This is a genomic window from Luteibacter jiangsuensis, assembly GCF_011742555.1.
Classification (GTDB): Bacteria; Pseudomonadota; Gammaproteobacteria; order Xanthomonadales; family Rhodanobacteraceae; genus Luteibacter; species Luteibacter jiangsuensis.
On sequence record NZ_JAAQQR010000001.1, the window covers coordinates 1 to 18,473 of the forward strand.

Here is an 18,473-nt window from a genome sequence, read left to right on the forward strand (position 1 = left end):
CGTCAGCCTGCTTGATAAACCCGATGATCTGCTCGGTGGTGAAACGACTCTTCTTCATATCCGTCCTCGTGATTGACGGACTTTACAGCTTCATGTGGTACGGCTCAGTGGGGGCAGGTCACCAGCACCGGTTTTTCCGGCGTCGACGTGGCGGTCACGCCCGCTTGTTGCGTCTTGCTGTGCTCGAGGCGATAGATATACGCCTGCGGACCAATCCGGCGCAGATCACGCAGATCGGCGGCGGCGACCTCGCTGCGGGCGGCGCCCACCACTGGCAAAGCCGAAGCAGAGCAGGGCGCGGTCGCGCAGGCCTTCCAGGCTGTCATCGCAGGTCGCCAGCATGGCCTCGAGTTCGGCCAGGGTGATCGCGGTCTTCTTGCGCGGGCGTTCGCCGCGCTTGACCGCGGCCCGCGCGGTCCGGCTCAGCACCGTACGGATGGCCGGCTGCTCGCACGGATTGGTCACGTGCTTGAGCCGGTGCGCCATGGACAGTACCGCGATCCGATGGCGCACGGTCGCCAGGGGCCACGGGCCTAACTTTGCCTTGAGGCCCGCGGCGACCAAACGCCGCACCACGTGATCGACCACGAATTGCAGCACGGTGGCTTCCGGCACCGGCAGCATCTGCTCGACGCCGTAGGGCGCGCATGCCAACCCGCCCAATAACGCAGGGCGCTGGCGTAGCTGCGCGTAGTGTTGGCTGCAGCCGCTTAAATCGTCGCAGTCCGGTTTTTCCGTGGAACTCGAGAGCAAGCCTGCGAACGCGGCCCCACATGACTTTACATAATATACATTATGCGCGCATATGCGTATGCAGGTGGGAGGCCCATACTGTTGTCGTCACCCGCTTGACCATGTCCATCGACCGCCTAACCATGTCCACCCGCTTAACCGTGTCATCCCTTCTTCGGATTTATGGCTTTGGATGACCTAAGTCGCGTCCAAACAGGCAACTAAGCGAGATCTGTGAACAATGCCGGCCTCTACACGGGCATCGCTGCGACTACTTAACTGTGTCCACCGCTTAACCATGTCATCTGCCCACTGCAGCTAGTCGAGGCTTCAATCGTCCGCACGAGTGTCCGTTGGCGTTTCCCGGGTGAAGCTTGGCCAGCACCTTGGCGTGGCGGAGCACCTCGGCAGCTTCCAGCGGACCGCCGTGGCCCATGTGGAAGCGCTTGGCACCGCTGTTGACGAGCCGCTCCAGCTCACGGGCTACGGTCTGCGGGTCGTCCTCGAATGGCGGGCGGATGGCGTGGCCGTTGAAGGCGATCCCACCGATCAGGATGCCCGAGGCAATCAAGTCGCCGACCATCGCATCCTGCGAGGCCAGTTCGATACCGATCGAGCCTGGGGTATGCCCAGCCGTGTGACGCACGATGCCGTCGACGCCGAACTCCTTGAGCGAGATGGTCTCGGCATCTTTCATCAGCAGGTCGGGCGCGAAGCCCACGTAGGGCTCGTGCGGTACCGGCGTCTTGACGAAGAGCCGGCCGACCCAGCTGGTGGTGCAGTAGGTCATCGGCACCTTGCGGCTGTAGTAATCGGTGTCGTCCTGGTGCGCCAGGATCGGCGCGCCCGACAGTTCGCGGATGCGCGCGGCGCTGCCGGCGTGATCCGTATGTGCGTGGGTCACCACGATCAGCTTGATGTCCTTGAAGGTCAGCCCATGCTTGTGCAACACGCGTTCGACCTTGCGTTCCGAGCCGGGGATGCCGGTGTCGACGAGGATGCTGCCTTCGTCGGTCTTGATCAGGTGGGCGTTGACCATGTTGAACGGCAGGATGGGGATCTGGATGATCTCTTGGTTGTTCATGGAAGTGTCCTGTTGAAATGATGAGGTATCGAGGCGAGTCGCTTGGGCGGCGGATGCTTCCCCACCGCGTATGCGTCGTTTGCGGTGGGCTGCATCAGCGTCTTCTTGCCGACGTCGGTGCGGTTACGGATGACGCGATGCGTCTCCTGCGCTTGCGGTCAGGCGGGCCACGCCGCAGTCACCGCAGCGGGTCAGCGCAACCTCGCGCTGGGAATCGGTCAGCGCGAAGAAGCCGCCTTTGGGTTGCGCCAGCACGAACGCCTTGATGATGCTGGTGAGATCCGCCGGCGCTTCCAGTGGCAACAGGTGTCCCCTGCCCTGGAGTACCACCAGCCTGGCCTGGGGAATGCGCGAAAGCAGTTCGCGACGCAGCACCTCGGGCGGGTCGACCCGATCGTGCTCACCGGAAATCACGATGACCGGCACATCGATCTTCGGCACGACCGCGGTGATGTCTTCCTGGCTGGTCGCCAGTGGCCAGGCTGCCTTGGCCGGGCTGGCACCGGCCAGACTGTCCGCGATGACCGTGTCGAGATCGCCGTCGGACAAGCCGCCCGGTGCGAGCACCTGCTGCACGGTCGCGACGATGCTCTCGCGCGAGTCGTAGGCATGCACCATGCCCTGGCGAGCGTCGAGCGGAAGCGCCAACGGCGTCGGCGGCGCCGGAGCCACCAGGACCAGTCCCGCCAGGCCGCGCGGACGCCGCGATGCCGCCAGCTGTGCGGCCTTGCCGCCCATCGAGTGGCCGATCAGGATGTAGCTCTCCAGCCCCAGCGCGTCGACCACGGCGAGCACGTCGTCGGCCAGGTCGCTCAACGCATAGCCTGCTTCCGGTGCAGCGGACTTGGCCCAGCCGCGCTGGTCGATGGCGACGGTGCGGTAGTCGGGAGACAGCGCGTCGACCACGTGTTGCCAGGTACGCAACGAGCCGCCCCAGTAGTGCAGGAACACCAGCGTCGGTCCGCCCGCGCCCCGTTGCTCGACATGCAGCTCGAGACCATTCGCTTTGATCATCATGGGATAGCACTCCTGCGTGTCATCAGGGCGTGGCGCCGATCCAGGATCGGTGCCACGCCATACGGCCATTGCGGCCAGGCGTGGCGGGTCAAGCCGCCGCCGTGAGGATGAAGTCGGCCACGGCCTGCGGCTGGGACAGCATCGGAACGTGGCTGCTGTCGACGCGCGCCACGGTGGCGTTCATGCGCGCAGCCATGCGCTCCTGCTCTACGCGGGGAATCGCGTGATCCTGGTTGCCGATGAAGTAGAACGTGGGCCGGCTGCGCCATGCCGCTTCGGTCAGCGTGCCGCCCAGTGCGGAGGCGTGCAGCGGTCCCTGCGTGGCATGGATGACGGCCTTCTCGGAGTCGTCCAGGTCCTGCGCGAACAGGGTGAAGATGCCTTCACGGGTGAGCTTCAGGAAACCCTGCGCATCCGGGCGTATCTCGGCGTTGAGCGGTGCCGCCTCGAACGTCTCGAACAAGGTGCCGGCCGACTCGCCCGCATCCGGCGCGAACGCGTCGATGTAGACCATGCGGGCCACCTTCGGGTCGTTGCCCGCTTCGCCGATCACCGCGCCGGCATAGCTGTGCCCGACCAGGACAACCTCACCCTCGGCCAGCGCGATGGCGCGCTGCACGGCAGCGACGTCGGCGTCGAAGCCGGTCAGCGGCAGCTGGACGGCGGTTGCGGAGAGCCCCTGCCTGGCCAGCAGCGGGATTACCTTCGACCAGCTCGAGCCATCTGCCCAGGCGCCGTGGACCAGAATCACATTGGGGATGGAAGCGCTCATGCGTTTTCTCCGTAGCGGTGTCGGCGGGTGCCGTGGGTTGTTTGACGGAGAAACTGTAGGCGACACAGCGATGGCAGAAAGGACATAATTCCCACTCATTCTGCCAATGGAGAGAACCGGACATGCCGCGCGCCAAAACAGCCAGGACACTGTGGTTTGTCGTGTTCCCGGGGTTCGAGTTGCTCGACCTTGGCGGCCCGCTCTGCGCATTCACGCTGGCGCGGGACTTTCATCAGGGCGGTTACGACATCCGCGTCATCTCCGCCAAGGGCGGCCTGGTTCGCGGAAGCTCCGGCATCGCGATCGACACCACGGCGCCATCGCCGCGCGGGCATGTCGACACTTTGATGGTGGTGGGCGCGCCGACGCCGGACGCATCCGATGCACAAGCCGAGACGGTGGACCTCGTGCGCGCCATCGCCCCGCGTGCCCGACGCACGGCGAGTGTCTGCACCGGGGCTTTCCTGCTCGCGGCCGCCGGTCTGCTGGACGGCCGCCGGGCCACCACGCACTGGCGCTGTGCCGCCGAGCTGCAACGCCGCTACTCCACGATCAAGGTCGAGTCGGACCGGATCTTCATCCGCGAAGACGACATCTGGACCTCCGCCGGCATCACCGCCGGGATCGACCTCGCGCTGGCGATGATCGAGGAAGACTGCGGCGCCGAAACGTCCAAGGCCATCGCGCGCGACCTGGTGGTCTACCACCGCCGCAGCGGAGGACAGTCGCAGTTTTCGACCCTGCTCGATCTGGAGCCGACCCCGGGTCGTATCCGCGACGCGCTGGCCTACGCCCGCCAGCACCTCAGGGAACATCTTTCCGTCGAGCGGCTGGCCGAGGTGGCCAACATCAGTCCACGCCAGTTCGCACGCCAGTTCACCGCCGAAACCGGCGAGACCCCTGCCCGCGCCATCGAGCGCCTGCGCTGCGAGGCCGCCTTGCCACGGATCGAAGAAGCCAGCGAGCCGTTGGAGCAGATCGCAAGGCAGGTCGGTTTCGACATGGAGCGCCTGCGGCGCGCCTGCCTGCGCATCTATGGGCTCTCACCCCAGGCCCTGCGCCGCCGCAGCCGCGGCTTGCAGGGCTAGCGCAGAGCATGGGTAGCGCGTGGTCTCGCCTGGCTCGGGGTGGCAGCCGGAAGCGTCGGGCCTCGAACCGGATCGTCAATTGGTTACGTGCCGGCATCACCATGGACGGGAGGCGCAACGCCGAGCAGGAGATGAAGGATCGTGGCGCACGTTACGAACCGCCCCTGATGCCCATTGCGTCGAATGTCGTGGTCAATGGACGACTGGTGACGGGGCAAAATACCGCGATCCGTCAGGGCGATGGCGAAGCAAGTGGCGGCGATCAAAGCGGCGAAGCGATTCGTGCCGAAGGCCATCCGCCTCACCCCCGATAGCCAGCCCTAATCGCCGTCCCGTGCCTGGGCGACGCGGACATCAACACGACGTCGCCACCACACGCATGACGGCGATAGCTACGCAGTACGTCTCGAAAACCGGTCACCCGACCAAAGGTCTATGTAGGTGAATGCACCAAGCACCTGCGCCACCACGTCCCCGCCAACGGCGTCGACATGCTTTGTGGGTATCGATACCCCGACGCGTCCATCCTTCAGGGTAAATACCTCGGCACCCAGGCCTGCGCCGTCCAGCGTCCGTGCCACTAACGCGGCGTCAGCATCTTCGATAATGATTTGCTGTCCCATCAGCTTTTGAACTCCACCGCAGCCAGGTCGCCCAGGGCCGCTTTGATGCGATCGAGCTGCGCGCTCGAAACTCGCTGCCCTCGGATGTCGTAGACAAGGCGACAGATGGATAAATGATCTGGCAAGTGGTTCCTGGCGTGAAGGATGCGGGCCCGGTTGTATTCGGTGCTTTGAAGTATCTTCGCATCGCTCGAAAGGTCGTGATTTGCCACGAATACGAATACTCCGCGTTCCTCGAGTACATATTCTGGCGTAATCACGTGGGTAGGCCTTTGCCAAAAGGAAATGGGTTCAATCTTAACGAAATCGCCCTCCCCGCACGGCCTCATGGAATTGCCCGCTCTGGGTCGCGAGCGGATCTTTGAACTCAAGCAACAAGGCGATCGCGCCATGCGGCGAGCAGAGATGCCTGTCACGTCGCATCACTGCACCGTGTCGACAAACCGCTCCGTCAGCAGATCCAACAGGCTGCGCAATCGATTCAGCCGCTTCAGGTCCTTGTGGTAGCCCAGCCACGTATCGCGTGACGGCGGCGGTTCGCCCAGGTCGATGCGGCGCAACGTCGGAAAGGCGTCACCCAGCGCCACCGGCAGCACGGCCAGGCCGATCCCTTCGGCGCACATGCGCGCCTGCGCCTCGCGGTTGTTGCTGGTGAACGCCACTGTGGCGTGCGGCAGGTGCTTCTTCAGCCAGCCCACGTCTGGCATGCCGCCGAACGCGGCGTTCATGGTGACCAGGCGTGCGCCGCGGCCATCCTTGCGCAGACGGGCACCGTCGCCACGTGCATACAACGCATACGGCATGCGCAGCAGGCGGCGCGAGATCACGTCCGGCTCGTCGAATGCCTTGATGCGGAATGCCAGGTCCGCCTCGCGCCGCGCCAGACTGTACAGACGCGCGTCGGTAAGTAACTCCACCGTCACCGCGGGATGCCGCCGGGCGAACTCGGCCAGAACCGGCGCGAGCACGTAGCTGCCGAACCAGTCCGACGCCGCCAGTCGAAGCTGCCCGCTCAGCGTGCTTTCGCGGCCAGCCAGGCCACGCTCGAAGGCGAGTGCTTCCTCCTCCATGCGCTCGGCGCTGGCTACCACCGCCGCGCCCTCATCGGTGAGCACGAAGCCCTCGGCCGTGCGCTGGAACAGCGTCTGCCCTACCGCGGCCTCCAGCGCACGCAGGCGACGGCCCATGGTGGGCTGGGTCTGCCCCGCCACACGCGCTGCGGCGCCCAGCGAACCCTCGCGTGCGATGGCGAGAAAGATGCGTACGTCGTCCCAATTCATCGCTGGCTCCGGCAGTGGGAGTTCATGCATTTTTGCATGAATGGAAAACGAAAGCGTTGATTCCCATGCGCCCGGATCGGATCCATCATGGCACCACCTTCCGTTGGACACCTCGCCATGAACTCGCTTCCCACCACCATGCAAGCCGCCGTCGCCGAACAGATCGACACCCCGCTGCGCCTCGTGGAGCTTGCCGTGCCGGCACCCGGCCCGGGCCAGGTGCTGGTGCGCGTGGCCGCCGCCGGGCTCAATCCGCTGGACACCAAGATCCGCGCAGGCAAGGCAGCCCACGCGAGACATCCGCTGCCGGCGGTGCTGGGTATCGACCTGGCTGGCACCGTGGTGGCGCTGGGTACCGACGTTCATCAGTGGCAGATAGGCGACGCCGTCTACGGCATGACTGGCGGCGTCGGCGGCGTGCAGGGTTCCCTTGCCGAATACGCGGCGGTGGATGCCGCATTGTTGGCGCCGAAGCCCGCGAATCTGTCCATGCGCGAAGCCGCAGCGATACCGCTGGGTTTCATCACCGCGTACGAGGGGCTGGTGGACCGAGCCGGTGTGCGTGAGGGCCAGCGCGTGCTGGTGCACGGCGGCGCCGGCGGGGTTGGGCATCTCGCCGCGCAGCTCGCCCGTGCCCGCGGCGCGGAGGTGTTCGCCACCGGCAGCGCCGCGCAGAAACCCATGATCGAGGGCTACGGCGCCACCGCCATCGATTACACCACCACGCCGGTTGCCGACTACGTGCAGGCGTACACCGATGGCGAAGGTTTCGACGTCATCTATGACACGGTCGGCGGCGCCACGCTGGACGCCTCGTTCGAGGCAGTGCGCGCGTATCATGGCCACGTGGTCAGCGCGCTCGGCTGGGGCACGCACGCGCTGGCACCGCTGTCGTTCCGCGCCGGTACGTATTCCGGCGTGTTCACCCTGCGCCCGCTGCTCACCGGTCAGGGCCGCGCCCACCACGGCGAGATCCTTCGCGAGGCCACCGCGCTGGCCGAGCGGGGCCAGCTGCGTACGCACCTCGACCCGCATCGCTTCTCGCTGGCTGAGGCGGAGCAGGCTTATCAGCTGATCGAGAGTGGCAGGGCCGCCGGCAAAGTGGTGGTGGATGTGGCGGGTTAAGACGCGAACTGACGTTCGGTCATCATTCCTGTTGCGATCTTGCTAAGAACGTACAAGCGTTAAGGAGACGCCGTGTCGTAGCGTCTCGCTAAGCATGGCGATCGCGAGCTGGCGGTCGTCCTCAAAAACTCCCGGTGCCTACCCCATGTTTCACGGCTTATGGCTTCGCTGGAGGATCGACATGGGACCCCGACGGGCGCTTGGCGCTGTTCCGCTGACCCTGCCCTGGCTCGACCGCAGGCGTTCACGCATGGAACCGTGTTTGAGGATGCTATTGCAGACCGTGATAGCGAGCACTGCCCTATTCTGCGGCCAGGCCTCATCCGATGAGATCGACGATCAAAAGGCGCGCCTCACCCGAGAAGGTGTGACTCCTGCATTGATATATGACGGAAGCGCTGTCGCAAATACTTCCGGCGGTATACGAACAGGCACGGCCTATGTCGGCAATCTACGCTTGCAGCTTGCCCTGGATGGAAACCAACAGCTTCGTGCACCAGGCTGGACAGCCTTTTTCCAGGTGCTTTCGATACACGGCGGCCAGCCGAGCAACTTCATCGGAGATGCTCAAGGCGTCAATAGCTATGCGGCAAAGCCGGCGCTGCGATTCTACGAAGCATGGGGGCAGTACAGCTCGCAGAGCGGACGTTGGTCGCTACTTGCCGGCCGATATGATCTCAACTCAGAATTCTATCGCCTCGCGTCTAGCGGTCTTTTCTTGAACAGTTCGTTCGGCATGGGGCCTGAGTTCTCCCAAAGCGGCATCGGTGGACCATCCATCTTTCCCGACACCTCATTCGGAGCCAGGTTTACCTTCAAACCCAACGCTAGTGTTCTGATTCGTACAGCGGTCATGGATGGAGCACCGGCCAATCGGGCCGATGGGCAGAGTCGATTTCCTGGTCAAAAAGAAGGTTTACTGCTTGTCTCGGAGATCGCCTTCCTGACTCGCCCGGGGTCAGACGGTTCGCAGGGCATTGCCAAGTACCGCGTGGGTCGCGGTGCAAACTTCCCTGCCTACGACGACAAACTTGCTATCGGAGCATGGCACTACACCGGCACGTTTCGCGACCTGAGCCTCGTTGACAACAAGGGACGTCCTTTGCAACACGAAGGCAGCAGCGGTGCTTACGTACTGATAGACCGAACGCTATTGAGGTCGGCCGACAATCCCAAGGCACGGCTATCGGGCTTCCTGCAATACGGCGTCGGGGACGGGAGAATCACTCAGTTCGACTCGTTCGTCGCCGCAGGTCTTACGGCCTCCGGATTCATGACAAGCAGGCCGGACGATACATTTGGCGTCGCCCTCACCTCTGCACGGAACGGATCGCACTACATCGACTCGCTCGAGAGGCAGGCGATTCCAACGACAGGCCGCGAGACTTCCATTGAGGCCACCTATCTTCTTCAGGTGAATCCCAGGTTGGCCATTCAACCGGATATTCAGTACGTGATCCATCCTGGCACGAACACCACGAGAGCAAATGCAACCGTTGTCCAGGTGCATTTTCAATGGATGCTCTAGGGGACATGGGCACGGCCGGAGTCACGATTCACACCATCCTTCGCAACGTATTGTCGTGACGAATAAAGTGGTGCCACAGCGATGCGGCCAGGTGGGCGCCAATGACCCAGTAGAAGATCTCCCCGAGTGTCTCGTGAAGTTCACCGACCCACTCATGGGCGGCATGGTCGGGCGCGACCAGCGCGGGAAGCGACCAACCGCCCCACGGCAGGCTGACGAGTTCGCCGCCATAGTTGACCTGAAGTATGCCAAGCACAGGCTGCACCAACAGGAACGCAAACAAGGCGAAATGCGACACGCGGGCGATAAGGGCAACCATCCTTCCGGGCGCAGGAACGATGGGCGGTGGTCGGGTGGTGAGCCGGGAAAGAATGCGGGGTATCAACAGTGCCAGCACGGCAAGTCCTGCAAGATAATGCCATCGCATGATGGCCGGGGCCTCGTCGTCACCGAGGTTGACGAACACATACGCCGCCACGACCGCCAGGACCGTGAGCCAGTGTGTCCAGCGCACGAGTGCGGAGTAGCGGTTTGAAGGTTGCTTCATCGGTGTCACCCTTGTTTGGGCGGCGATGCAGGGCATCGGCATGCCGCGATTGAGCTCGGATGCCGATAGGTTAGGGGTCAGGATCGAGCAGGCTGTTGACGCAGATCAATGGCCGATAGCGGTGCACTTGCTAAGGCCGCGCTAAGGTCACGCCCGTTCAGCCATCCCCAATCGCTTGATCTTGTACCAAAGCGCCCGCTCGCTGATCTGGAGCAGCCGCGCGGCAGCGGCCTTGCTTCCGCCGGCCCGCTTCAACGCCTCGTCGATCAGATGCCGCTCCAGCTCATCCACGTGCAAGCGCAGGGAGAGTGAGTCGCTTTTGTTCGGCGCAGCCTTCGCGTCGACATCGGCGGCGCCGGTCGTAGGCACGGCCGGCGCCGGGCCGAGGCCCGCGGGCAGGTGCGCCACCGTGATCAGGTCGCCGCGGCACAGCACCATGGCCCGTTCGATGAGGTTTTCGAGTTCACGCACGTTGCCCGGCCACGCGTAGCTTTCCAGGATCGCCAGCGCGTCGGCCGACATCCGGGGCGGCGTCCGGCTGAGTTCGATCGAATACTTGTGAATGAAGTAGTCGACGAGCAACGGGATATCGCCGTGCCGGTCACGCAGGAGCGGCACATCCACCCGGACCACGTTGAGCCTGAAATAGAGGTCTCGCCGGAGCAAGCCCGCATCCACGGATTGTTGCGGATCCCGGTTGGTGGCCGCCACGACTCGCAGGTCGACCGGCGTGGCCGTGTTGCCGCCTACTTTCTCGATCACGCCTTCCTGCAGGACGCGAAGCAGCTTCGCCTGGAGACCGACGGGCATTTCGGTGATCTCGTCCAGGAACAGCGTTCCGCCACTGGCGAGCTCGCACTTGCCGATACGATCGCGCAAGGCACCGGTGAACGCGCCCTTGACGTGTCCGAACAATTCGCTCTCGAGCAACTCGGCGGGAATCGCAGCGCAGTTGATCGGCACGAAAAGCCCGCTGCGCCCGGAAGCCACGTGGATCGCCCGTGCCACCAGCTCCTTGCCCGTGCCCGTTTCGCCGACGATGAAGATGCTGCTGCGCGTCGGAGCCACCTGTTTCAGGAGATCGTAGAGATCCTGCATGGGCTTGCTCGTGCCCACGAAGTCGCCCCAGCCACGGGACACCTCCTCCTTCAGGAAGCGGTTCTCACGCTGCACCACCTGCATCGTCAGCGCGCGCGTGACCGCCATCTCGATGGTTTCCATCTCGAAGGGACGGATGACATAGTCGGCCGCGCCCACCTTCATCGCCGCCACGGCGGTTTCGATGGTCCCGTAGGCTGTCATCACGATGACCGGAATATCGTTGTCGGCCTCACGCAGCGCGCGCAGCAGGCCGATGCCATCCAACCTGGGCATGCGAAGGTCGGTAAGTACAAGATCGAACGATCCCGTCTCGAGGATCGCCAGCGCTTCCTGGCCATCGCTCGCCTGCTCCACGTCGTGCCCCATGGACTTCAGGGAAAGCTCCAGGATGCGACGCATCTTCGCTTCGTCGTCTACCACCAGGATGCGTTTTGCGGTCATGTCTCGGGTTCTTGGTCATTGAAGCGCAGGTTGAACGAAGCGCCGCCCCAGGCGCTTTCGCCTACGGACACCGTGCCGCCGTGCGCCTGCACGATCTGTTGCACGATGGTGAGGCCGAGGCCGATCCCCCCTTCCCTGCGGCTGAAGAAGGGATCGAAGATCCGTTGCCGCAATTCGATGGGCACGCCCGGGCCATCGTCGGCGACGCTGACCCATAGCGCATCCTCGTCACGGTGGGTGCTGACCCGGATTCGGCCGCCCTCCCCCACGAACGACAACGCGTTGAGGATGAGGTTCAGGAAGACCTGCATCATCTGTTCCCTGTCGCAGCGGAGCATCACCTCTCCCCCGTCGGATTGCCTGGACAGGGTGACGTTGGCGCGCTCCACACGCGACTCGAGGAGGGCGATGACATTGTCGACGATCTCCAGCAGATCGTGCGACATGAAGTGCGGCGGATTCGGCCTTGCGCATTCGAGCAGCAGGGTGACCAGGCGATTCAGCCGTTCGGTTTCACTGAAGATGAAGCCGATCAACTCGCGCTGCCTCTCGTCGAGGTCGGCCTGCCTTTGCAGCAACTGGGCCGAACTTCGCAGGATGCCCATCGGGGTGCGCACTTCGTGCGCCATGATCGCGGCCATTTCGCCGACCACGGCCAATTTGCCTGCGCGAACGATCTGCTCGCGCGACTGCTCCAACGCCTGGATCATGTCGGTATAGGCGCGATGCAGTTCCTCCACTTCCGAGGTGGCGCCGGACGGCATGGTGGGGAGCAGTGTCTGACCCTGACGGAAGCTCCGTGTGAAGGCCGTCAAGGCCACGATGGGCGACGCGATGCGGTCGGCCAGCCGCGATGAGATCCACAGCCCGATGAGCAAGGTGACGAGCAGGACACCGAGCATGGCCCATAGAAGCGCCCAGATAGGGCCGAACGATACCGACGTCGGCTCGATCATCAGGATGTGCCAGCCCATGCCCTCGAACGGCGGGTATCCTTCGGACGTGGCCGCCCCGACGAGCAGGTCGCCGTATCCCAGCCCTGCCCCGTCGTGCACATAGGAAGTGGCCCCGGATCGCGGAAGCAGCCAGTCGTCCAGGCGGAGACGCGAAAGGCCCGGCGCAGTGCGCAGGCCGGCCGACGCACCGAGTGCGCGGCCCTCGCTATCGATCAGGAGCAGATTGCGCGCACCGTGGTTCACCGCACCATCGAGTAACCGCTGCACGGCCCCCCAGTCGAGGAATACATAGAGATAACCGATCGTGCCTTCGCCGAAGGCATTGGCTATGGGACTGCGCAGTACGATGGCGCGTGTACCGGCGCCCGGCGACACCAGCGCCATCGAAATAGCATCGAGACCCTGCCCCGGAACGCCGCGCCATCCAGACAGCCGCGGCGCATCGCCGCCGATGTAGGACGGATCGCTCGCGGCGACGACGCGCCCCTGGGGGTCCGTACACAGCAGTACGTCATAGACCGTGTCCTGCCCGGCCCGCAGGTTCGCAAGGAAGTTCGACAGGCGCTTGTCGACATCCTTCACCCGGATGTCCTGCATGACCTCCAGGCCTCGCCATACGCGCATGTTCTCGACATGGGCGAAGAGGAAGGTGTCGATGCGCTGCATCATGGCCGTCGCGCCGAAGCGGAGGTTCCCCGCGATTTCGGATCGCAGGGCGCTACGGAACTGGAAAAACGACAACACGCCGACCACGGCCATGGTGCCGAGCATGGTCCATAACAGGAGCCGAAAGAGTACCGATCGTGTGGTCAAGTCAGGTCAGCTTTGCGAATGCCGGCACCAGTGTCGCAGAATCGTCCACGTTTCATCCCCCTGAAGGTATCTCCATGCGCCGGTACCCCCGTCGTCCCCCGAGCCTGGGCGTGATCGCTCTCGTGGCGGCCCTTTGCTCCGCCTCGCCGGTCCACGCCGGTGACACCGCGGATGGGAGCCCGTGGCAGCCGGCACCCTATACCCTGGGCCAGGGACTGTACTTTCCGGCCCTGGGCCTTCGTATCGGTGGCTACGCCGACGTTCACTTTTTCGACCTCGACGGTTCGCGCAGCACGTCGAGCCTCCGTGACGCCAGCATGTTCGTCACGAAGGACCTGGGCAGCCGATGGCAGCTCTTCACCGAACTGGCAACCTCCCGCACCACCAACGTGACCGGCGCCCGGAACGAGGGAGGGGATGCCGAGGTGGACGTGGAGCGACTTTACGCCGATTTCCACGCCACCCCCTCGGTCACGTTCCGGTTCGGCAAGTTCCTCACCCCGGTGGGCGAGTGGAATCTGGTCCACGCCGATCCGCTGACGTGGACGGTCTCGCGTCCGTTATCCACATCGGCGGCGTTCGCCCGGCACGCCTCGGGTGCCATGGCATTCGGTACGGTCGGCATCAAGGGGCGGGATCTGGACTATTGGGTGTTCGCCGACAACAGCCAGACGCTGGGCGTGGGTCAGGATGCGGACGACGCATTCACGGATTACACCGGCGACCGCAGCCCGCGGAACAACTTTCGCCACGCGGTGGGCGGTCGTGTCCTGTACCACCTTGCCGGCGACAGCCTCAGCGTGGGTGCTTCGTACGTGAACTATCAGCTGGATATGCCGCGGCACGATTACCAGCTCATCGGTGTCGACTTCACATGGACGCTGCGGTACCTGGAACTGACGGGCGAAGCGATCTACCGGGCCGGGCCATCGCAGCTGTCCGACGAGCGCGGCGGCTTCATCGAAGCGGGGGTACCCATCGCCACCCGGCTCTATCTCATCGGCCGGGTGGAGCGCTATCACACGACGACGCCGGAAACCACGACCACGGTGCGCACCGAAGCGATCAACTACCGGCCCGTGCCGGGGGTGGTCCTCAAGCTGGAACACCGGAACGGGCGTGGTGGGGACATCGTTCCGGCCGGCTGGCTGGCCTCCGTGTCGGTGTTGTTCTGACGCATGCGAACCAGCAGACGCATTGCGCGTTACCTCTTCGGTGCGCTGGTTGCCGCCGGCCAGCCGGCATGGGCGGGTCAGCTGCAGATCGCCGTGATCACCGCGCCCGCCGAACCGCGCCTGACGTTCGACCGGGACACGCTGCGCAATGTCTATCTCAAGCGCATCTTCGTCGACGGTGACGGCCTGAAGCTCACACCGGTGAACCTTCCCACGGACGCGCCGTTGCGCGACGCCTTCTCCCGCACGATCGTGCGCATGCCCGCCGCGCGCTTGCAGGATTATTGGGACAAGCAGTACTTCCAGGGCGTCAGTCCTCCCTACGTGCTCGGTTCGGACGAGGCCGTCGTCAGGTTCGTCGCGGCCACTCCGGGCGCGATCGGTTACGTGGCGTCGTGTCATGTCGACACGAGCGTCCATGTGGTCGCCCTGCTGCCGTGGCCGGCGGGCATGACCAACATGCCGGCACTTTGTCCGGACCGTGCCGGCCCCTGATTCATCCGACATTTCTTGCAGACAATTCATGCGCACTGCAACGAATGAAGGCCGTCGCGTCGCGTAAAATCCGCGTTATTCCCTTATCCATCAACGTGATAGGTGGATGGCACGGTTCTCGCAAAAGAGGGGCACCTCCCCTCGTCGCGAGCGATGCCCATGTCCCCTGCCCCATCGCCTTCCTCGTCCGATCCCTGCGTGCTCGACGCAGTGGAGCCCCTGCTCGCCGAATTGCGCACTCCGGTAAGCGTGAATGTCCTCCACTCGCAGCACCCTGAGCGCGCCGACGCCGAGGCATTCGTGCGTCGGGTCTTCGAGCGGCGCTACGGCGCGGATGTCCAGACTTTTCATCCGACCCTGCTGAGCTTCCGCGACCCAGCCCGGCACAGGGCGGTGGTCGGCTTTCGTGGCGGTCACGACGGCGCGCTGTTCTCGGAACAATATCTGTCCTCGCCGGCGCCAGGCATGATCGCCGATCGGCTGGGTATCCAGATCGATCGCGGCGAACTCGTCGAGGTCGGCCACCTCGCACTCGATAAACCCGGCGATACCCGGTGGGTCATCGCCGCCGCCACGCAACACCTGCACGCGCGGGGTTACCGCTGGGTGCTCTTCACGGCGACGCGTGCGCTGGTCAATGCGTTCCAGCGCCTGGGCCTGCATCCGATCGAACTGGCCACCGCACAGGCATCCCGCCTGGCGGACGGCGGCTCGCACTGGGGCGACTACTACCGCACCAAGCCGGTCGTATGCGTGGGCAACATCGATTCGGGCCATAGGAAACTGCATCGGCACATCGGCCCGTCGCAGCCATGGCTGCGGGCGCTGCTGCGCGAAAGCCGCGAGAGCGCCGATCCGGACGCGCCCCCGTGCGCCTTGACGTGCGGAGGTGCGTGATGCGCCACGTCCTGAAGCAGATGGCACGACATGCGCTCACGCAACCGGACACGATCGCACTGGACGACGGCCGTTCGACGTTGACGTACCGCGATCTAAACCGTGCGATCGCAGCCGTCGGCGCCCGCATAGCCGCTGAGCGCATCGCGGTGATGATGGACAATGGCGTCGCATGGGCCGTCGTCGACCTCGCCATTGCTGCGTGTGGCGCCGTGTCCATACCCGTGCCCGCCTTTTTCAGTGACGGGCAGATCGAGCACCTCCTGGCCGATGCGGCGCCCGATCTGCTGATCACGGATCGCCCTGATGGCGGTGTGGCCTCGCCACGCATGCTCTACCACGAGGCGATCATGGTCGCCGGCACCGAGCTTCACCTCTTCAGCCTCGCGGTCAAGGATCGGCGTACGCTGCCGTCCGACACGCGCAAGATCACGTACACATCGGGAACCACAGGGCGGCCGAAAGGCGTGTGCGTCACTGGTGACTCCATAGACCAGGTCACGGATTCCCTGGCGAGCGCGGTGTCCGCCGAACCGGGCGATCGAAGTCTCACCGTGCTGCCATTGTCCACGCTGCTTGCGAACATGGGCGGCATCTACGTGCCCCTGAGCCGTGGCGCCACCGCCGTGCTGCCTCCGCTGACGCAGTGTGGTTTCACAGGTTCCAGCGCCGTGGAGCCGCGTGCCTTCCTTGCTGCCTTTCATCGCTTCGCACCCACCGCCACGATCCTCGTTCCGCAGTTGCTGAAGCTTCTGGTCGAATGCGCGCAAGGTGGGGCAACCCTTCCTTCCACGCTGCGCTTCGTGGCCGTCGGCGGCGCGCCGTGTTCCGAGCCGTTGATCGAACGCGCCAAGGCGCTGGGCATTCCGGTGTACGAAGGATATGGCTTGTCGGAAGCTACGTCGGTTGTCTGCATGAACAGGCCCGGCAACGAGCGTCCGGGCAGCGTCGGCATGCCCCTGCCGCATGCGCGCCTGCGCATCGCCGATGACGGCGAGATCATTGTCTCCGGCGCGCTTTTCGGCGGCTATCTCGGGCTGAACGAGGCACCGCCGGAGCGATGGCACACCGGTGACACCGGGTGGCTCGACTCCGATGGATTCCTCTACGTCAACGGCAGGAAGAAAACGGCCTTCGCCACCGCATACGGACGCAACGTGTCGCCCGAATGGGTGGAGAGCGAGCTCGTCGCTACCCGGCCCATCTTGCAGGCCGCCGTCTTCGGCGAAGGGCGCGACTTCAACGTGGCGGTGATCGTGCCCACGCCAGGCGCATCGCCGGGCCACGTCGACAGCGCTGTCGACGCAGCCAACGCGCGGCTCCCCGACTACGCGCGCATTCACGCGTGGCATGCCGCCGAACGCCCCTTCAGTGCCCATGACGGAACCGCCCGCCCAACCGGCGGGCTGGACAGGCAGGCCATCGCCGCCCGCTACGCCTCCAACATCGATGCCCTTTATGAAAGAGAAGCTCCGCATGTCCACCCATGATCGTCTCGTGCGCGACACAGAAGCGAACCGGCAGGCGTTCCTGTCCATCCCCATCATCCAGCGCGCCCTTCGTGGCCAGGTCACGCGCCGCGAATACATCGCGTTCCTGGGCCAGGCGTACCAGCACGTGCGGCAGACGGTCCCGCTCATGATGGGCATGGGCTACCACCTGCCCGAACGGCTCCGCTGGATGCTGCCGGCTGTCGCCGAATACATCGAGGAAGAGATCGGCCACGACCAGTGGATCCTCGACGATCTGCTCGCCTGTGGGGCAGACCCCGACGCCATCCGCCTTGCGCCGCCGATGCACTCCACGGAAATGATGATCGCCTATGCCCATGACGGCATTGCTCGCGGCAACCCCGTGTCATTCCTGGGGATGGTGTTCGTGCTGGAAGGCATCAGCGTGGCGCTCGCCAGCCGTGCGGCGGGAGCGCTCCAGACCGCCCTCGGCTTACCGAAATCCGCGTTCCGTTATCTCGCCTCGCACGGCGCGCTCGACGTAGACCACGTGGGCTTCTACGAGCGTCTGGTCGACCGTCTGGACACGGAGGCCGATCGCGAGGTCCTGATCCACGCAGCCAACCGGTTCTACGTGCTCTACGGCGACATCTTCCGCGAAATCGATGCCACCACATCTGAAGGAGACACCCCATGATCGCTTTCCGTTCATCGATCGCCATGCTTGTCTGCGCATGCCTCGCGGTCGTTCCCTCGCTATCGCGTGCCGATGACCTGGACGCCGCCATCAAGGGCCTGAGCCAGGACTGGTCGCACGTGACCTACGAGTTGCCCAAGGCACAGCAGGACGACGCATACACCGCGCTCGAAAGTCGCGGTTCGGCACTCATAGCCCAATACCCGCAACGGGCCGAACCCCGTGTATGGCAGGCCATCATCCTGTCCACGCATGCGGGCGAGCACGGTGGCCTGGGCGCGCTTGGCATGGCGAAGCACGCACGCGATCTGCTCCAGGAAGCGCAGAAGATCCAGCCCGACGTCCTGCACGGATCCATCTATACGACACTCGGCAGCCTCTACTACCAGGTGCCCGGATGGCCGCTGGGTTTCGGCGACAAGGACAAGGCACGAACGCTCCTGCAAAAGGCGTTGCAGATCGATCCCGACGGCATCGATCCGAATTATTTCTACGCCGATTTCCTCTACAAGACTGGCGACAAGAACGGCGCCGTGGAACACCTGAAGAAGGCGCTCGCGGCCCCACCGCGGCCAGGCCGGGAGCTGGCGGACAAGGGCCGCCGGGCGCAGGTGCAGAAGCTGCTCGATACGGTCGCCGCGGACAAGTGAC

Annotated in this window: 17 protein-coding genes and 1 pseudogene; 9 read left to right on the plus strand and 9 right to left on the minus strand. The window is 64.6% G+C overall.

What is annotated here, in order from left to right; translation table 11 throughout:
• Positions 1-122 precede the first annotated feature (122 nt).
• The 4 genes and pseudogenes from HBF26_RS19440 to HBF26_RS00020 all read right to left on the minus strand — a co-directional run.
• Positions 123-710, minus strand: a pseudogene (locus tag HBF26_RS19440) (site-specific integrase); the annotation flags it as partial.
• Positions 711-1,033: 323 nt separating this feature from the next.
• Positions 1,034-1,816 (minus strand): MBL fold metallo-hydrolase, encoded by a 783-nt coding sequence (locus tag HBF26_RS00010; protein WP_167121838.1) that lies wholly within the window; start codon positions 1,814-1,816, stop codon positions 1,034-1,036.
• Positions 1,817-1,939: 123 nt separating this feature from the next.
• Positions 1,940-2,833 carry an alpha/beta fold hydrolase gene (locus tag HBF26_RS00015; RefSeq protein ID WP_167121840.1) on the minus strand — a complete coding sequence of 298 codons (894 nt, stop codon included), beginning with the start codon at positions 2,831-2,833 and terminating at the stop codon, positions 1,940-1,942.
• Positions 2,834-2,921: 88 nt separating this feature from the next.
• A complete protein-coding gene (locus tag HBF26_RS00020) occupies positions 2,922-3,605 on the minus strand; it encodes an alpha/beta fold hydrolase (protein WP_167121842.1) in 684 nt (227 codons plus the stop codon).
• Positions 3,606-3,727: 122 nt separating this feature from the next.
• On the opposite strand from HBF26_RS00020, the gene HBF26_RS00025 reads away from it, so the two are divergent.
• Entirely contained in the window at positions 3,728-4,693 is a 966-nt protein-coding gene (locus HBF26_RS00025; RefSeq protein WP_167121844.1) for a GlxA family transcriptional regulator, read from the plus strand.
• Between the two features lie 622 nt (positions 4,694-5,315).
• On the opposite strand, the gene HBF26_RS00030 is transcribed toward HBF26_RS00025, so the two are convergent.
• Together HBF26_RS00030 and HBF26_RS00035 are read right to left on the minus strand one after the other, a co-directional pair.
• On the minus strand, positions 5,316-5,576 hold the full coding sequence (locus HBF26_RS00030) for a hypothetical protein (protein ID WP_167121847.1): 261 nt from the start codon (positions 5,574-5,576) through the stop codon (positions 5,316-5,318).
• A gap of 162 nt (positions 5,577-5,738) precedes the next feature.
• Positions 5,739-6,596: a LysR family transcriptional regulator gene (locus tag HBF26_RS00035; RefSeq protein WP_167121849.1), complete on the minus strand. Its 858-nt coding sequence runs from the start codon at positions 6,594-6,596 to the stop codon at positions 5,739-5,741.
• Between the two features lie 87 nt (positions 6,597-6,683).
• Here HBF26_RS00035 and HBF26_RS00040 point away from each other — a divergent pair, with 87 nt between their 5' ends.
• Both HBF26_RS00040 and HBF26_RS00045 read left to right on the plus strand, forming a co-directional pair.
• Complete coding sequence (locus tag HBF26_RS00040; RefSeq protein WP_240151141.1) at positions 6,684-7,721, plus strand: zinc-dependent alcohol dehydrogenase family protein; 1,038 nt, start codon at positions 6,684-6,686, stop codon at positions 7,719-7,721.
• Between the two features lie 268 nt (positions 7,722-7,989).
• A complete protein-coding gene (locus HBF26_RS00045) occupies positions 7,990-9,249 on the plus strand; it encodes a carbohydrate porin (RefSeq protein ID WP_167121851.1) in 1,260 nt (419 codons plus the stop codon).
• A 28-nt stretch (positions 9,250-9,277) separates the two neighbouring features.
• Here HBF26_RS00045 and HBF26_RS00050 read toward each other — a convergent pair whose 3' ends face one another.
• The 3 genes from HBF26_RS00050 to HBF26_RS00060 form a co-directional block, all read right to left on the minus strand.
• Positions 9,278-9,796 carry a cytochrome b gene (locus HBF26_RS00050; protein ID WP_167121853.1) on the minus strand — a complete coding sequence of 173 codons (519 nt, stop codon included), beginning with the start codon at positions 9,794-9,796 and terminating at the stop codon, positions 9,278-9,280.
• A 147-nt stretch (positions 9,797-9,943) separates the two neighbouring features.
• Complete coding sequence (locus HBF26_RS00055; RefSeq protein ID WP_167121855.1) at positions 9,944-11,338, minus strand: sigma-54-dependent transcriptional regulator; 1,395 nt, start codon at positions 11,336-11,338, stop codon at positions 9,944-9,946.
• A complete protein-coding gene (locus tag HBF26_RS00060) occupies positions 11,335-13,065 on the minus strand; it encodes an ATP-binding protein (protein ID WP_167121857.1) in 1,731 nt (576 codons plus the stop codon). Before HBF26_RS00060 ends, HBF26_RS00055 begins: the two co-directional genes overlap by 4 nt.
• A 116-nt stretch (positions 13,066-13,181) precedes the next feature.
• Between HBF26_RS00060 and HBF26_RS00065 the strand changes: the two genes are divergently transcribed.
• The 6 genes from HBF26_RS00065 (at position 13,182) to HBF26_RS00090 (ending at position 18,472) form a co-directional block, all read left to right on the plus strand.
• Positions 13,182-14,282: a porin family protein gene (locus HBF26_RS00065; RefSeq protein WP_167121859.1), complete on the plus strand. Its 1,101-nt coding sequence runs from the start codon at positions 13,182-13,184 to the stop codon at positions 14,280-14,282.
• 3 nt (positions 14,283-14,285) lie between these two features.
• Entirely contained in the window at positions 14,286-14,777 is a 492-nt protein-coding gene (locus tag HBF26_RS00070) for a type 2 periplasmic-binding domain-containing protein (protein WP_167121861.1), read from the plus strand.
• Between the two features lie 159 nt (positions 14,778-14,936).
• Complete coding sequence (locus HBF26_RS00075; RefSeq protein ID WP_167121863.1) at positions 14,937-15,674, plus strand: thermostable hemolysin; 738 nt, start codon at positions 14,937-14,939, stop codon at positions 15,672-15,674.
• The gene (locus HBF26_RS00080) at positions 15,674-17,164 is read left to right on the plus strand and encodes an AMP-binding protein (RefSeq protein ID WP_167121865.1); all 1,491 of its coding nucleotides are present in this window, start codon (positions 15,674-15,676) and stop codon (positions 17,162-17,164) included. The genes HBF26_RS00075 and HBF26_RS00080 overlap by 1 nt, the downstream gene beginning before the upstream one ends.
• Positions 17,151-17,822, plus strand: a complete 672-nt coding sequence (locus HBF26_RS00085) for an iron-containing redox enzyme family protein (protein WP_167121867.1) — start codon at positions 17,151-17,153, stop codon at positions 17,820-17,822. Before HBF26_RS00080 ends, HBF26_RS00085 begins: the two co-directional genes overlap by 14 nt.
• Entirely contained in the window at positions 17,819-18,472 is a 654-nt protein-coding gene (locus HBF26_RS00090; RefSeq protein ID WP_167121869.1) for a tetratricopeptide repeat protein, read from the plus strand. Before HBF26_RS00085 ends, HBF26_RS00090 begins: the two co-directional genes overlap by 4 nt.
• The last annotated feature ends 1 nt before the right edge of the window (position 18,473 follow it).

Excerpts from the sequence above, each read along its gene's own strand:
- HBF26_RS00070 (WP_167121861.1), top strand. The coding sequence starts at position 14,286 with ATGCGAACCAGCAGACGCATTGCGCGTTACCTCTTCGGTGCGCTGGTT.
- HBF26_RS00025 (WP_167121844.1), top strand. The coding sequence starts at position 3,728 with ATGCCGCGCGCCAAAACAGCCAGGACACTGTGGTTTGTCGTGTTCCCG.
- HBF26_RS00035 (WP_167121849.1), bottom strand. The coding sequence starts at position 6,596 with ATGAATTGGGACGACGTACGCATCTTTCTCGCCATCGCACGCGAGGGT.
- HBF26_RS00085 (WP_167121867.1), top strand. The coding sequence starts at position 17,151 with ATGTCCACCCATGATCGTCTCGTGCGCGACACAGAAGCGAACCGGCAG.
- HBF26_RS00020 (WP_167121842.1), bottom strand. The coding sequence starts at position 3,605 with ATGAGCGCTTCCATCCCCAATGTGATTCTGGTCCACGGCGCCTGGGCA.
- HBF26_RS00045 (WP_167121851.1), top strand. The coding sequence starts at position 7,990 with ATGCTATTGCAGACCGTGATAGCGAGCACTGCCCTATTCTGCGGCCAG.
- HBF26_RS00065 (WP_167121859.1), top strand. The coding sequence starts at position 13,182 with ATGCGCCGGTACCCCCGTCGTCCCCCGAGCCTGGGCGTGATCGCTCTC.
- HBF26_RS00010 (WP_167121838.1), bottom strand. The coding sequence starts at position 1,816 with ATGAACAACCAAGAGATCATCCAGATCCCCATCCTGCCGTTCAACATG.
- HBF26_RS00015 (WP_167121840.1), bottom strand. The coding sequence starts at position 2,833 with ATGATGATCAAAGCGAATGGTCTCGAGCTGCATGTCGAGCAACGGGGC.
- HBF26_RS00050 (WP_167121853.1), bottom strand. The coding sequence starts at position 9,796 with ATGAAGCAACCTTCAAACCGCTACTCCGCACTCGTGCGCTGGACACAC.
- HBF26_RS00080 (WP_167121865.1), top strand. The coding sequence starts at position 15,674 with ATGCGCCACGTCCTGAAGCAGATGGCACGACATGCGCTCACGCAACCG.
- HBF26_RS00055 (WP_167121855.1), bottom strand. The coding sequence starts at position 11,338 with ATGACCGCAAAACGCATCCTGGTGGTAGACGACGAAGCGAAGATGCGT.
- HBF26_RS00040 (WP_240151141.1), top strand. The coding sequence starts at position 6,684 with ATGGCACCACCTTCCGTTGGACACCTCGCCATGAACTCGCTTCCCACC.
- HBF26_RS00060 (WP_167121857.1), bottom strand. The coding sequence starts at position 13,065 with ATGCTCGGCACCATGGCCGTGGTCGGCGTGTTGTCGTTTTTCCAGTTC.
- HBF26_RS00090 (WP_167121869.1), top strand. The coding sequence starts at position 17,819 with ATGATCGCTTTCCGTTCATCGATCGCCATGCTTGTCTGCGCATGCCTC.
- HBF26_RS00075 (WP_167121863.1), top strand. The coding sequence starts at position 14,937 with ATGTCCCCTGCCCCATCGCCTTCCTCGTCCGATCCCTGCGTGCTCGAC.